The following is a 12,636-nucleotide window of genomic DNA, read 5'->3' as shown; positions in this document are numbered from 1 at the left end:
TCAAGAGCCCCTCGCCCGCGGTGGATCACCCGTTGAACCGCGCCGATACGGCCGACCAGTTCACCACGTTCCACCACGCGCCGATGTAGTCCGGACGGCGGTTCTGGTACTTGAGGTAGTAGGCGTGCTCCCACACATCGAGCCCGAGCAGGACCTGGCCCGGGGCAATGCCTTCCATGATCGGGTTGTCCTGGTTGGCGGTGGAGACCACGCGCAGGCCCGCCGGTTCCTTGATGAGCCAGGCCCAGCCGGACCCAAATCGCCCCGTGCCGGCGGCCGTGAACTTTTCCTTGAAACGCCCGAAGTTGCCGAAGGCGGCATTGATCGCGTCGGCCAGAGCCCCGGTGGGCTCCCCGCCGGCGCTCGGCGCCATGGAGTTCCAGAACAGGGTGTGGTTCCAGTGGCCGCCGCCGTTGTTGCGGACCGCGGTGCGAATGTCCTCGGGGACATTGGCCAGGTCGGCGAGTAATGCCTCGAGGGGGCGCTCGTGGAGGGCGGCGTGGGTGTCCAGGGCGGCGTTCAGGTTGTTCACGTAGGCCTGGTGATGCTTGCCGTGGTGGATCTGCATCGTCTGCGCGTCGATGTGCGGCTCGAGCGCATTGTGGGCGTACGGGAGGGCGGCGAGTGTGTGCGGCATTTCGGTTCCGGCGAGGGGGACAGGGGAGGGTACCTGATTCGTCGGGACGGCTCAAGGTGGCGCTGGCCTGAAGGGCAGACGGGGATGCCAAGCGGCAGTGGGCAGCGGTGGGCGGGGTGCGACCCCCGAGGCTTGGCACCGCTCCGCGCCTCATCCCAGGAAGCAGGGGTGGGGGCCCTCGATCTTGCCAACCGCCACGGCCGGGGTAATCTGGAGGAGATCCCCTAAAGGAGTGTGGCAATGCATCGGCTTCTGCTGGGCGGCCTGTTCATTCCGCTGACCCTCGCCGGACAGGGCGTGCGCGACCTGCAGATAGACCTGCGTATCGAGGTGGAGGATGGGCCGGCGCAGCCGATCGGGGAACTGCGGGATTTCACCGTCCTGGCCGGCCGGACCTTCGTGCTCGACTTCAAGGAGCAGGTGGTGCACGTGTTTGGGCCCGTGGGGACGTTCGAACGGACGACGGGGCGCAAGGGGAGCGGCCCCGGCGAGTTCCGCAACGCGAATGGCTTGCTCGCGGCGCCGGATGGCACGGTGTGGGTCAACGATCCGGGGAATGCACGACTCACCGTGCTGAACGGGGATGGGACCTTCCAGCGTCACCATACTTTCACGGCGAACATGTACGGCTTCCGCTGGGAGGGGGTCTTCGACGACCAGAAGCGGCTTCGCGTTATGGCCTTCAATGTCAACGCGCAGAACGATGAGGCGCGCACCCTGCGACTGGATCTGTCGGCGCGAGTCCTCGATACCATGCCGACGCGGCGCGTCGCGGTTTCGCCGGGACGAACGAATACCATCACCATTGAGCGCGCGGACGGCGGGAAGCAGTATCGCACCTATCCGTTTCGGGTTCCGGCTGGCTCTGCGTTCGACCCGCAGGGATTTTCCTGGGGGATGGCTGGCGTGGATGAGTACCGTGTGGAGAAGCGCCGAGAGGACGGTGTGGTGGTTGCTTCTGGTGAGCGGCGAATCCCGGCGACGCCGATCCCGGAGGTAGTCCGGAACGCCGAGATTAAGGCACTTGAGAAGTTGACATCCGGCGCGGTGCGCCACGACGCCGACTTCTCTCGTATCCCCAGGCACTTCGCATTCGTTCAGCAACTGGCTGTCGACGACCAGTCACGCCTCTGGGCGCGCCGCGTCCTCGCGGATAGTACGCGCAGCGAATTCGACGTGTTTACGCCGGACGGGAAGTACCTCTGGTCCGCACGCGTCGCGGCGCGCCTCGCGCCGTTCGGACGACTGATCGTCCGGGACGGGGCGCTGCATGCTGTCGCCCTTGATGACGACGACCTGCCCACGATCATCCGGGCCCGGATCCCTCGCTAAACGCCGGTTCGGGGCTGTTGAGTGATCGCAACGCCGCCTATCCTGTCGTGTATCCTGACCGATGGGCCGCGTGACCCCACTCCCAGATCCGCCGCGCCAAGCGCTCGAACGCCTGCACGTGCACCTGGTGCCGCACACGCACTGGGACCGGGAGTGGTACCGCACGGCGGAGGCGTTTCGTGTCTTGCTGCTCCCGCTGGTGGATGCCGCCCTCGCGAGGCGCCAGCCCTCTCTCCTCGACGGTCAAGCGATCGTCCTCGAGGACTACCTGGATTGGGCGCCGCACCAACGCCAGCGCGTTGCCGCGGCGTTGCGCGCCGGCTGGCTCGAGGCCGGGCCATGGTACGTCCTCGCCGACAACAGCATCCCGGGTGGTGAGGCGCTGGTTCGCAACCTGGCGCTGGGGCGCGACTCGTTAGGCAGGCTCGGCGCCGGCGCACCGCCCGTGCTGTATTGCCCGGATACCTTCGGGCACCCTGACGCCGCACCCACCCTGGCCGCAGGGTTCGGCCTACCGATGGCCATCCTCTGGCGCGGGTACGGCGGGCGCGGGTGGCCGGAGGGGGATGCGGCGCGGTGGCGCAACACCGCGGGTGACGAGGTGTTGCTCCATCACCTGCCGTCGGCCGGGTACGAGTTCGGTTCGTCGCTCCCGACCGAAACGGGGGCGATGGCGACGCGCTGGGCGGAATTGCGCGAGACCCTCGCCTCCCGGAGTGGTTCGGGGCACCTGCTCGTGCTCAATGGAGCCGACCACCACGCCCTGCAGCAGGGCTTTGACGAGGCGCGCGCCGCGCTGTCGGTCGCGGCACAACCGGCGACGGTCGCGATGGGAGGATTGCGAGGATTCGCCGAGGCGCAGGTGGCCTTCGGGGCCACCACCCAGCTGCCGAGCGTGCGCGGTGAACTCCGCGCCTCACCTTCCTATGTCTGGACCCTGGGCGGCACGATGGGCTCGCGGGCGCACCAGAAGCGGACGAATGCCCAGCTCGAGCGCCTCCTGTCGCAGGATGTTGAACCCTGGCTTGCCTTGTGCGCATGGCAGGGCGAGACACTCGGTGGCGACGCCCTCGATGGGTTGTGGCGGCTCCTGCTGTCGAGCCACCCACATGATACCCTCTGCGGCTGCTCGGTCGACGCCGTCGCCGTCGCCATGGACGACCGCAACGCGCGCGTGGACGCCGGTGCGCGCGCCCTCCGCGAACAGGCGTTAGGCAGGGTGGCCGGGGTCACCGACGACCGCCCGGACGGGCTCGAGCCGCCGCGACTCCTGCTGTGCAATCCGGTGCCGCGTCGCCGTGCGGGGGTGGTGGAAGCGATCGTCGACCTGCCGCTGGCGCGGGTCCCTATTGGATTCGGGGCAGCGGCGCCGGCGGCCCCGCGTGAGGTGCCGCGATGGAGCGTGCACCGCGGCGGTCGGGCGCTCCCCATGCAGCGCCTGACGAGCGAACGCGTCGTCGTGCGCGACGAGGCACCGACGCGGTATCCCGTCACACGGCTGGTGGAGCGGCATCGCGTGTTGCTCTGGTGCGAGGACATCCCCGCGCACGGCGTGACCGCGCTGGAAGTGGTGGAGCGCGCGGGGCGTGCGGAAGCCCCGCAGCCGGTGTGGGTGGAGCAGCAGACCCTGGACAATGGGCTTTTCACGGTCCGGTGGGATCCCTCGTACGGCCTGTGCGTTAGCGGGGCGTGGGGTGAGTGGCGTGACCTCCTGGGCGTTGAGTCACAGGGCGAACGCGGCGACCTCTACACACACTCTGCGATTCCTGGCACCCACGAGATGGCCGTCGTCAGGTCCGTGCGCGTGACGTCGCGCGGTCCGCTGCGCGCCGAACTCACCGTGAGCCTGCGCGTCCCCATCGCCGCGCGCGACGTGTCACACCCCACCGGGGAGACCACACATCACCGCCGGGCGTCCACCGACCTCACGGTGCGCGTGCAGCTCGACGCCGGCGTCCCGTGGGTGCGCCTCGTGATCGACGGTGAGTCCACGGCACAGGACTACCGGCTGCGGGCCGTCATCCGCACGGGCTGCGGGGGGGCGATTCACCATGCGGATGCTGCCTTTGCCCCGGTCCGACGGCCCTCACACGCTCCGCTCCCGCACGACGGGGACGTGGAGCGCATCGCCGCCACGGCGCCGCTCCACCGGTTTGTGACGTGTTGCGATCGCGCCGAGGGATGTGGCCTCACCGTGTATTCGGATGGGTTGGCCGAGTACGAGGCGACGCCGGAGGGGACCGTAGCGGTTACCCTGCTGCGCGCTGTTGGAGAGCTGAGCCGCGCCGACCTCCCGGAACGCCCGGGACACGCCGGGTATCCGGCGCCGGTGCCGGCGGCCCAACAGCGGGGAGCGTTCCATGCCACACTCGCGCTCCTGCCGCACGGAGGGGATCACGCCGATACCCACGCGGCGGTGGAGTCGGTGGCAGCCGATGTCCTGGTGCCGCCCTATGCCGTACCGATGCGCCTGCCGGTGGCCACCCACGTCGAGGGGGTGCGTGTGGTGGGAGATGGGGTGCGGTGGTTGGGGACGCGTCCGGGTGCGGGGGAGGGAACACTCCGCGTGCGCCTGGTGAATGTCACCGACCGGCCCCGGCCAGTAACCCTCACCCTTCCTGGCGTGACCGCCGCACGGCGGCTCCGCCTCGATGACACGCCACTCGGCGTGCTCGCGGTCTCCGGCGACCGCGTACGGTGTGACATCCCGCCGTACGCGGTCGCGACCATTGAGTTGAGCCGCGGGGAGCTGCCTAACGCTTGACCTCGAACTCCTTCACCCCCTTCGACGCCCCGTCCAGCCACACTTCCACCTTGTACTTGCCCACCGGCCAGCCGCTCGGCTTCACGAGGTGAAACTCGGAGACCGTGCCCATGGCGCCAGGGCCCGGGGCCGCGATGGCCTGCGTGGTGGAGTCCACCGTCTGTCCCGTCTGGAAGCTCCACTTGGCCAGCAGCATGGCACCTGGGGCCGTGTTCTCCGTGGCGACGGCAAGGTAGAGCGTGTCCTTCGGGGCAAAGACGCTCGTCGTATCGCTGACGCGCTTGTTCTCGCCGAGGTGCCGACCGATCTCCACCGCCGTGACCGTCGCAACCGGTGCGGGGGCCGCAGCGACGGGGGGCGTCGTGGCGGCTGGTGCCGCGTCCTTCTTCTTGCAGGCGACGGCCATCACCGCGAGGGCGGCGATGGCAAGGGATGAATAACGCATGTAGGGTCTCACAGCTGGGGAAGCTTGATGACCCACCCGATCTGGATGAGGTCCGGGTTCTTGATCACGTCGCGGTTCGCCTCGTAGAGCGCCTTCCACTTGCTCGCGTCACCGTAGTGCCGCTTGGCGATCTTCGACAAGGTGTCGCCCTTCACGATCGTGTACGTGGGGACGGCTGCTTCCTCACGGGTCATCGCCTCCGACGAGCTTCCCCGACTTCACGTCGGAAAAGTCGGGGAGTGGCTCCCTGGGGTTGGTCATCGCCGCTTCAGTCCGCGAGGACGAAGGTGACCTTCAGGGTGACGCGATAGTTCGTGATCTTGCCCTTGTCGCAGTCCACCTTGTAGCTGGCGACCCAGGCGCCCTTCACGTTGCGCAGCGTCTTGTTCGCGCGCTTGATCCCCACTTCGATGGCGTCGTCAAACGACTTCTTCGACGAGGAAATGATCTCGGTCACCTTGGCAACGGACATGGCGCTCTCCGGGTAGTGGCACGGCGGGATGGCCGTGCGGGTTGGAATGCCCCAAGAAACCGTCTCTGTCGGCCCACGGCAAGGCGCTCAGCGATTCCCGGTTCGCGATGCGGTGGGGTCGAGTCCATCGCCCAACTCGGTGCAGAGCAGCACGGTGACGATGAGGGCGAGCCCTGGTGCCAGGGCGACCCAGGGTGCCGTCACGATCAGGTCGCGTCCCCCGGCGATCATGTTGCCCCAGCTGGGCGTGGGCGGCTGCACCCCGAGTCCAAGGAATGCCAGCCCGCTTTCCATGAGCACGGCGTTGCCCACCCCCAGGGTCGTGGCCACCAGGGCAGGACCGGCAGCGTTAGGCAACACGTGCCTCACGAGGGTGCGCAAGGACCTGGCGCCCCCCGCCCGGCTGGCCTCGACGAACCCGACGGACCGCAGGGCCAGGACCTCCGCGCGGACGAGGCGCGCGATCCCCATCCACCCGGTCACCGCAAGGACCACGATGACCGTCGACAGCCCGGGAGACCAGAGCGCGACGCACAGCAGCAGGAGCACGAGCCGCGGCACGGCGAGAAAGGTGTCCGCGATACTCATCAGGCAGCGGTCCACCCACCGTCCCGCCCACGCGGCGGACGCGCCGACGCAGACTCCCACCACGGCGGCCAGCATCGACCCGACCACGCCAACCAGGAGGGAGACGCGTGCCGCGAGCAGCGTGCGCACCAGGATGTCGCGGCCGAACCGATCGGTGCCAAGGAGGTGCCAGCTGCCGTTGGCATCCCGGCCCATCGGTGGCACGAGGCGCCGAGCGATCACATCTGTAATCGCGGTGGGGTCGTCGGTCGCGAGGGCCGGCACGAGCAGCGCCGCGAGGGTGAGGATCCCGAGGGAGATCGCCGCGGTCCGGCGGGTGCGCGTCATGTGCGGCGGCGGGGATCGGCCCAGGCGATACCGGCATCGGCCAGCCAGTTGGCGAGAATGACCATGGCCGCGTACACGAGGGTCGCGCCCATCAAGACCGGGTAGTCGCGCGCCCCAATGCTGGAGAGCAGGAGCCGGCCCATGCCCGGCCACGCGAAGACCCCTTCCACAAACACGGAACCGGCGACCAGCCCGGGGAGCGACAGCGCCAGCAACACGATCAAGGTCGGGCGCGCATTGGCGAGGATATGCGTCCCCCACACCAGCCGCGCATCTGCCCCCTTGGCTCGTGCCGTGCGCACCCAGTCCTCACCCGCCAGCGCCAGCGCGCCAGCGCGTGCATAACGAGAGATTCCGGCGGCCCCCACGGCCGACAGGACCACCACGGGCAGTACCGCGTGGCGCGCCAGGTCGAAGAGCCCGGCCAGCCCGCTGACCGTCCCACGTGGGTCGCGGAGCCCCATCGCCGGTAGTCGGATCGCTGCCGGCCACCCGGCGCGCGAGGCCACGTAGGTGAACACCGCCACCAGGGCCAGGCTCAACCAGAAGGTGGGCGCCGCGTACACCGTGATCGCGGTCGCGCTCACCAGGCGATCACGCCATGTCCCCGCATGACGCGCCTGCCACAGCCCAGCCGTCACGCCGATGGCAAAGGTCAACGACAGCGAGACGGCCCCCAACGCCAGCGTGATCGGGAGCGACCGGGCGAGCAGGTCACGCACAGGTTCACCCAGCGCGAACGAAACGCCGAGGTCGCCATGCCCCACCTGCGAGATCCATCGCACATATTGCCCGACCATGGACGCATCCAGCCCCAGGCTCGCCCGCAGGCGTGCCACATCCTCCGGCGTTGCCGTCGGCGGTATGAGGAGGTCGGTCGCGTCTCCCGGGGCGAGATGCGCGAGCACAAAGGTGAGGGTGACGACGAACCCGAACAGCAGGATGGACTCGACGCCGCGACGGAGCAGGGCGGGCACATGCGCATAATGCGCGTTGGCCGCCGGGCGTCAACGTGCGGCGTCATCTTCGTGCTGGTGGCGGCCGCATGTGCGCCGAGCCGCGAGGGACCCGCCGTCGCGGTCGTGGCGTCCGGGGCGGACCTCGAGTCGGCCAATCCGCTCGTGACCGTTCACCCCATGGCGCGACAGGTGCAGCGGTACGCGTTGTTCGTCACCCTCGCGCGCTACGCCGCGACCCTGGAGCCTGAGCCCTACTTCGCGCGTCGGTGGGAGTGGTCGGGCGATCGTCGCACCCTCACCCTCCACCTGTGGCCGGGCCTGCGGTGGCACGACGGCGAGCCCACTACGGCTCGCGACGTGGCGTTCACCCTCGATGCAGCCCGCGATCCCGCGACAGGTTATTACCGCAAGGGCGAGTTGGCGGGGATCGAGCGCGTCGAGGCACTCGACGACACCACGGTGGCGCTCGGTTTCGCGTCGCCGCCGCCGCGTTTCCCCCTGGTCTTGTGTGAACTCCCGGTCGTCCCGCGACACATCCTTGAGCATGTCCCGCGCGCGGAGTACCGCACCCACTCGTTTGCCCGCGCGCCCGTCGGCAATGGGCCGTTTCGATTTGTCGAACGGCGCCCCCGTGAGTCCTGGCGTTTCGCCCGCGTGGACGATTTTCCGCCGGCACTCGGCGGCCCCGCGGCGGTGGACCAACTGGTAATCGCCGTGGTGGACGAGGCGACCACGAAATTCGCCGGGCTGGCCAGTGGTGACTTGGACCTCGCGGGCATCTCGCCGGCGATGGCCGCTCTTGCCGCCTCGGATCCGTCGCTGCGATTGCTCACCTATCCGGTCGCGTTCACCAACGTGCTCGTCTTCAACACCACGCGACCGCCGTTCGACGATGCGCGGGTGCGCCGGGCGATTTCCGCCGCCGTCGATCGTGGTCGACTCGTGGAGGTCGCGCTGCAGGGGATGGGGGTCGCGACGAGCGGGCCGGTCTTTCCGGGCCATGTCGCCTGGGACTCGACGCAACAACACGCGAATGCAGCGGCGCTGCTCGACAGCGCAGGCTACACGATGGTCGATGGGCAACGACGCCGTGGTGGCGTGCCCCTCACCTTCGCGCTCCGCAGTGTGGGGAGTGGTGACAACGCCATGGAACAACTGATCCAGGCCGACCTGCGCGCCATCGGGGTGGTCGTCACGCTGCAACAGGTCGAGCTGGGCACCTTCCTCCGCGACGCGCGCGCGGAGCCCCGGGCCTTCGACGTGTTGCTGACGGGGATCCCCGGCGACCTCGCCCTCAGCCATGTGGCCGCGATGTTCGCGACGTCCCAGCGCGGCGGTGCGCTCGACTACGCGTCCTTCCATTCGGCCCGCCTCGACTCGCTCCTGGACCGCGCGGCGCAAGCGACCGGTCCGGCGTTGGGTGCGGCGTGGCGCGCGGTCAGTGCCGAGCTGCGTGAGGAGTCGCCGGTGGCGTGGTTGTATCACTCGCGTGGGGTCCAGGGCGCCCGACGCGAGCTGCAGGGCATCGAGATGGACCTTCGCGGGGAGCTGGTCAGCGTGACGCGCTGGCATTTCGGCGCCCCGGCGCGCGTGGTGCGGCCATGACCCTGCTCCTGTCGCCCGGCCAGCTCGAGGTACGGGGCCGGGTCGTCGCGGAATCGCTCCGACCCCTCGCGGAGTCCCTTCGCGTGGACCTCGCGGCGCTCTGCGGTGTTGAGCTGCAGTTGCCCGTGCACAAGGCGCGCTTGACGCGCGGGGGAGGGCGCTGCCCGGCACACGGTGTGTTGCTCGCCTTTGATCCATGGGAGCCGCACCGGCACCGGTGCCCGACCTGCGGTGTGGTGTTCACCGGGGAGGATCACGACCGTTGGTGGGTCATGAACCGGCAGCTCTGGCTCGCCGAGCGGGCGGTCCATGGGGCGGTCCTAGCGGTGCTCACCGATGACGCGGCGGCGCGCGAGGTGGCGGTGCGTTTCCTGGATGCCTGCGCCGGCCAGTACCTCTCGTACCCTAACGAGGACAACGTCCTCGGGCCGACCCGCCCGTTCTTCAGCACCTACCTCGAGTCCATCTGGACGTTGCAGGTGGCGGTGGCGCTGGACCTGCTCGAGTCTCGGGCACTTGCCCCGGAGGGGCTTGGGGGTCGCGTGCGCGACCGGGTGCTCGCCCCGAGTGTTGAGTTGATCGCCTCGTACGATGAGGGCGCGTCCAATCGGCAGGTGTGGAACAATGCGGCCTTGCTGGCGTGCGGTGTTGTGCTCGATCGCGAGGCCCTCGTGGAGCGCGCCGTGACCGGGCGCTCGGGGCTGGTCGCACACCTCGACGCCGGGCTCCTCGCCGACGGCTCCTGGTACGAGGGAGAGAACTACCACCAGTTCGCCCACCGCGGCCTGTGGTACGGGGTCACGATGGCCGAGCAGCACGGAATCCCGCTTCCCCCGGCACTGGTCGCGCGCTTCCACGACGCCTTTGCCCTCCCGTTTCTCACCGCCCTCCCCGACTTCACCTTTCCGGCCCGTCGCGATTCTCAGTACGCCGTGTCGTTGCGCCAATGGCGGTTCGCCGAGTCGTGCGAACTGGGGCTGGCTCGCACGTCGGACGACCGGCTCGCCGCGGCGCTCGGGACCCTGTACGCGCCGGACGTCCCCGCGGGCGACACCGGGCGCGCCACGTCCACCGCTGAGGCGGAGCGCAACGGCCCACCCTGTCGGCTCGACCGATCATCGTTAGGCTGGAAGTCCCTCCTGTATGCGCGGTCGGCACTCCCCGACGCCGTCCCCGGCGGACCAGCCTCCGTGCACCTCGCGCACCAGGGGTTCGCCGTCTTTCGTCGTGACGGTGGCCGCGTCTACGCGGCGCTCGACTACGGACACCCCGGTGGTGGCCACGGGCATCCCGACCGCCTCAACCTCTGGCTGGTGGTCGGAACGTCGCGGTTCCTCGAGGATGTCGGGACCGGGTCATACACAGATCCGAGCCTGGCCTGGTATCGCTCCACCTGGGCGCACAATGCACCGTTGGTGGACGGCCGCTCGCAGCCGTATGGCGCTGGCGTGTTGCGTGGCTGGGGCGAGGCGCACGGGATCGGTTGGGTGGAGGCGACCTTCGAGCTGGTGCCGGGGCGTGCCCACGTCACTCGCCGCGTCATCGCGCTGGACAAGTGTCTGATCGACGAGTTTACGTGGGAGAGCGCCGATGACGTTGAGCTGTCCTTGCCGTGGCAGGTCGGGTGGGCGCTGGGCCCGTCCGAGGCGGCGGCCACTGTGCCATCCGGCGACCTGCCGTCGCCGATGGTCGCCCTCGGCGGCGCGACGGTAGCCCATCCGGTGGCCTTTCGCGCGTCGTTCGGGGGTGATGCGCTCGCCGGATGGACGGCCAGCGACGACCCGTTCGCCTGGCGGCGCGCTCGGGCCCCCGGGCCTCCGGGATCCGGCGACCGCGAGATCACGCTGTGGCAGGCCAAGGGGCGCCGTGGACGTTGGCGCACCGTGCTGGCCTGGGGTGGCGTGACGGCAGCGACCTTCTCTCCCGATACACTCGTGATCGAAGGTCCCGGCGGCGTCGCCCGCATCGAGTCGCGCGAGGGAGGGTGTGACCTCACGACCCCGGACGGGCGAGTCCACCAGCTCCGTCGGACTTCGACCGCGATGCCCTCGGCGACGGTCGACCGTGAACCGGCAGCCCCCGCGGCCCCAGCCTTTGTGCTCGCGCCGGGGCGACCGTTCACCCTGGAACTCAGCGAGCGACATTACCGACGCTCCGAGCAGGCATGGAGCCAGGCGGGTGCACCCGAGGCGACGCTTCGGGTCGCCGCCGGCAAGGCCTTCGTCGACATCGAGATCTCCGTGCGCAAGCTCGATCCGGTCTTCGCGCCACCGCGTGCGGCGAATCCGCTGGACAATGAGGACCCGGACATCAACTCGGACGGGATCCAGTTGTACCTGGATGTGCCCGGCGCCAATGCCACCGGGAGCTGGATCCTCGTCCCGGAGGCCCAGCCGCACGTCAGGATCACGCCGCGCGAGATGCGCGGGGCGGTGCCGCCCCTGACCGCCACGTGGCGCCTAACGCCAGACGGGTACCAGGTGCGCTGCGGCTTCCCGCGCGGGGCCCAGGGGCTCGGCGTGGATCGCCACTTCAGGTTGAACGTGGTGATCAACGAGATTTCCCGCCAACGGGAACGGCGGCGAGGGCAACTCGTCGCCACCGGGTCGGATGGGGAGTGGGTCTACCTTCGGGGGGACCGCGAAGACCCGCGCCGCATGTTGTCCTTTGAGATCCCAGATGCCTGAATCCATCCTGCACCGCGTCCGCGTGGTGTTGTACGAACCCCAGAATCCCGTCAACATCGCCGCGACGGTTCGCGCGATGAAGAACTTCGGCGTCCGCGACCTCGTGATGGTCCGGCCGACGCCGTGGAACGCGTATCGCATCGAGGGGATCGCCCACGACACCCTCGACATCATCGAACGGATCCGCGAGGTCGACACCCTGGACGAGGCACTGGGTGACACGGTGTTCGTCGCCGCATTTACCGCTCGCCGTCGGCGCGTGCGCTGGGAGCAGCACACTCCGCGCACCCTCACCGAGCCGCTGCTTACGCGTGCCGTAGAGGGACCGGTCGCCCTGATGTTTGGCCGCGAGGACGATGGCCTGCCGAACGAGGCACTCGATCGTGCGCATGCGTCGGTGACGATCCCCACCACCGAGCACGCATCGCTCAACCTTGCCCAGGCAATCGTGGTGACGTTGTATGAACTGCACCTCGCGGCCGGCGATGCGACGCGCCATCGCTTGCCGGCGCGCAAGAAGGCGCCGCCGGCACCCGCGGACCAGATGGAGCGCCTGTTCAAGGATCAGGAACGCGCGCTGGAGGCGGTGGACTTCTTCAAGACGCGCTTCCGCACGCACATCATGCGCAGCGTCCGGTCGCTGGGATTCCGCATGGACCCCGATGCCCGCGAGATCATGATGGCGCGCGCCATGTGGATCGAGGTCGTGCGGGCGATGAATCGCTATCGCGGGATGGCGGGGTTGCCCCCAGTCACCTTTGATGAAGCCGAGGCGGCGCGCGTGCAAGCGGAGGCCGACGCATCGCAGTAACGTTCCCCG

General features: G+C 69.3%; 11 protein-coding genes. 5 read left to right on the top strand and 6 right to left on the bottom strand.

The annotated features are described in order from the left end of the window. Nucleotides 1-25 precede the first annotated feature (25 nt). Nucleotides 26-637 carry a superoxide dismutase gene (locus tag IPK85_19660; GenBank protein ID MBK8249590.1) on the bottom strand — a complete coding sequence of 204 codons (612 nt, stop codon included), beginning with the start codon at nt 635-637 and terminating at the stop codon, nt 26-28. A 240-nt stretch (nt 638-877) separates the two neighbouring features. Here IPK85_19660 and IPK85_19655 point away from each other — a divergent pair, with 240 nt between their 5' ends. Beyond that, nucleotides 878-1,969: a hypothetical protein gene (locus IPK85_19655; GenBank protein ID MBK8249589.1), complete on the top strand. Its 1,092-nt coding sequence runs from the start codon at nt 878-880 to the stop codon at nt 1,967-1,969. A gap of 70 nt (nt 1,970-2,039) precedes the next feature. Further along, nucleotides 2,040-4,733, top strand: a complete 2,694-nt coding sequence (locus IPK85_19650) for a hypothetical protein (protein MBK8249588.1) — start codon at nt 2,040-2,042, stop codon at nt 4,731-4,733. Here IPK85_19650 and IPK85_19645 read toward each other — a convergent pair. From IPK85_19645 to IPK85_19625, 5 genes are all read right to left on the bottom strand, one after another. Then, nucleotides 4,723-5,178: a hypothetical protein gene (locus IPK85_19645; GenBank protein ID MBK8249587.1), complete on the bottom strand. Its 456-nt coding sequence runs from the start codon at nt 5,176-5,178 to the stop codon at nt 4,723-4,725. The genes IPK85_19650 and IPK85_19645 overlap by 11 nt on opposite strands. 8 nt (nt 5,179-5,186) lie before the next feature. Further along, on the bottom strand, nt 5,187-5,372 hold the full coding sequence (locus IPK85_19640; protein ID MBK8249586.1) for a LysM peptidoglycan-binding domain-containing protein: 186 nt from the start codon (nt 5,370-5,372) through the stop codon (nt 5,187-5,189). A 74-nt stretch (nt 5,373-5,446) separates the two neighbouring features. Further along, entirely contained in the window at nt 5,447-5,650 is a 204-nt protein-coding gene (locus tag IPK85_19635; protein MBK8249585.1) for a dodecin domain-containing protein, read from the bottom strand. A gap of 87 nt (nt 5,651-5,737) precedes the next feature. Further along, the gene (locus IPK85_19630) at nt 5,738-6,565 is read right to left on the bottom strand and encodes an ABC transporter permease (GenBank protein MBK8249584.1); all 828 of its coding nucleotides are present in this window, start codon (nt 6,563-6,565) and stop codon (nt 5,738-5,740) included. Further along, nucleotides 6,562-7,542: an ABC transporter permease gene (locus tag IPK85_19625; protein ID MBK8249583.1), complete on the bottom strand. Its 981-nt coding sequence runs from the start codon at nt 7,540-7,542 to the stop codon at nt 6,562-6,564. Before IPK85_19625 ends, IPK85_19630 begins: the two co-directional genes overlap by 4 nt. Here IPK85_19625 and IPK85_19620 point away from each other — a divergent pair, their 5' ends adjacent. The 3 genes from IPK85_19620 to IPK85_19610 are packed head-to-tail and all read left to right on the top strand — an operon-like array spanning nt 7,543 to nt 12,627. Continuing rightward, nucleotides 7,543-9,129 carry a peptide ABC transporter substrate-binding protein gene (locus IPK85_19620; protein ID MBK8249582.1) on the top strand — a complete coding sequence of 529 codons (1,587 nt, stop codon included), beginning with the start codon at nt 7,543-7,545 and terminating at the stop codon, nt 9,127-9,129. Continuing rightward, the gene (locus IPK85_19615) at nt 9,126-11,816 is read left to right on the top strand and encodes a heparinase II/III family protein (GenBank protein ID MBK8249581.1); all 2,691 of its coding nucleotides are present in this window, start codon (nt 9,126-9,128) and stop codon (nt 11,814-11,816) included. The genes IPK85_19620 and IPK85_19615 overlap by 4 nt, the downstream gene beginning before the upstream one ends. After that, the gene (locus IPK85_19610) at nt 11,809-12,627 is read left to right on the top strand and encodes an RNA methyltransferase (GenBank protein MBK8249580.1); all 819 of its coding nucleotides are present in this window, start codon (nt 11,809-11,811) and stop codon (nt 12,625-12,627) included. The genes IPK85_19615 and IPK85_19610 overlap by 8 nt, the downstream gene beginning before the upstream one ends. The last annotated feature ends 9 nt before the right edge of the window (nt 12,628-12,636 follow it).

Source organism: Gemmatimonadota bacterium (assembly GCA_016712265.1).
Classification (GTDB): domain Bacteria; phylum Gemmatimonadota; class Gemmatimonadetes; order Gemmatimonadales; family Gemmatimonadaceae; genus RBC101.
The sequence above is the reverse complement of the archived record's forward strand: the minus strand, read 5'-3'. Positions and strand labels throughout refer to the sequence as shown.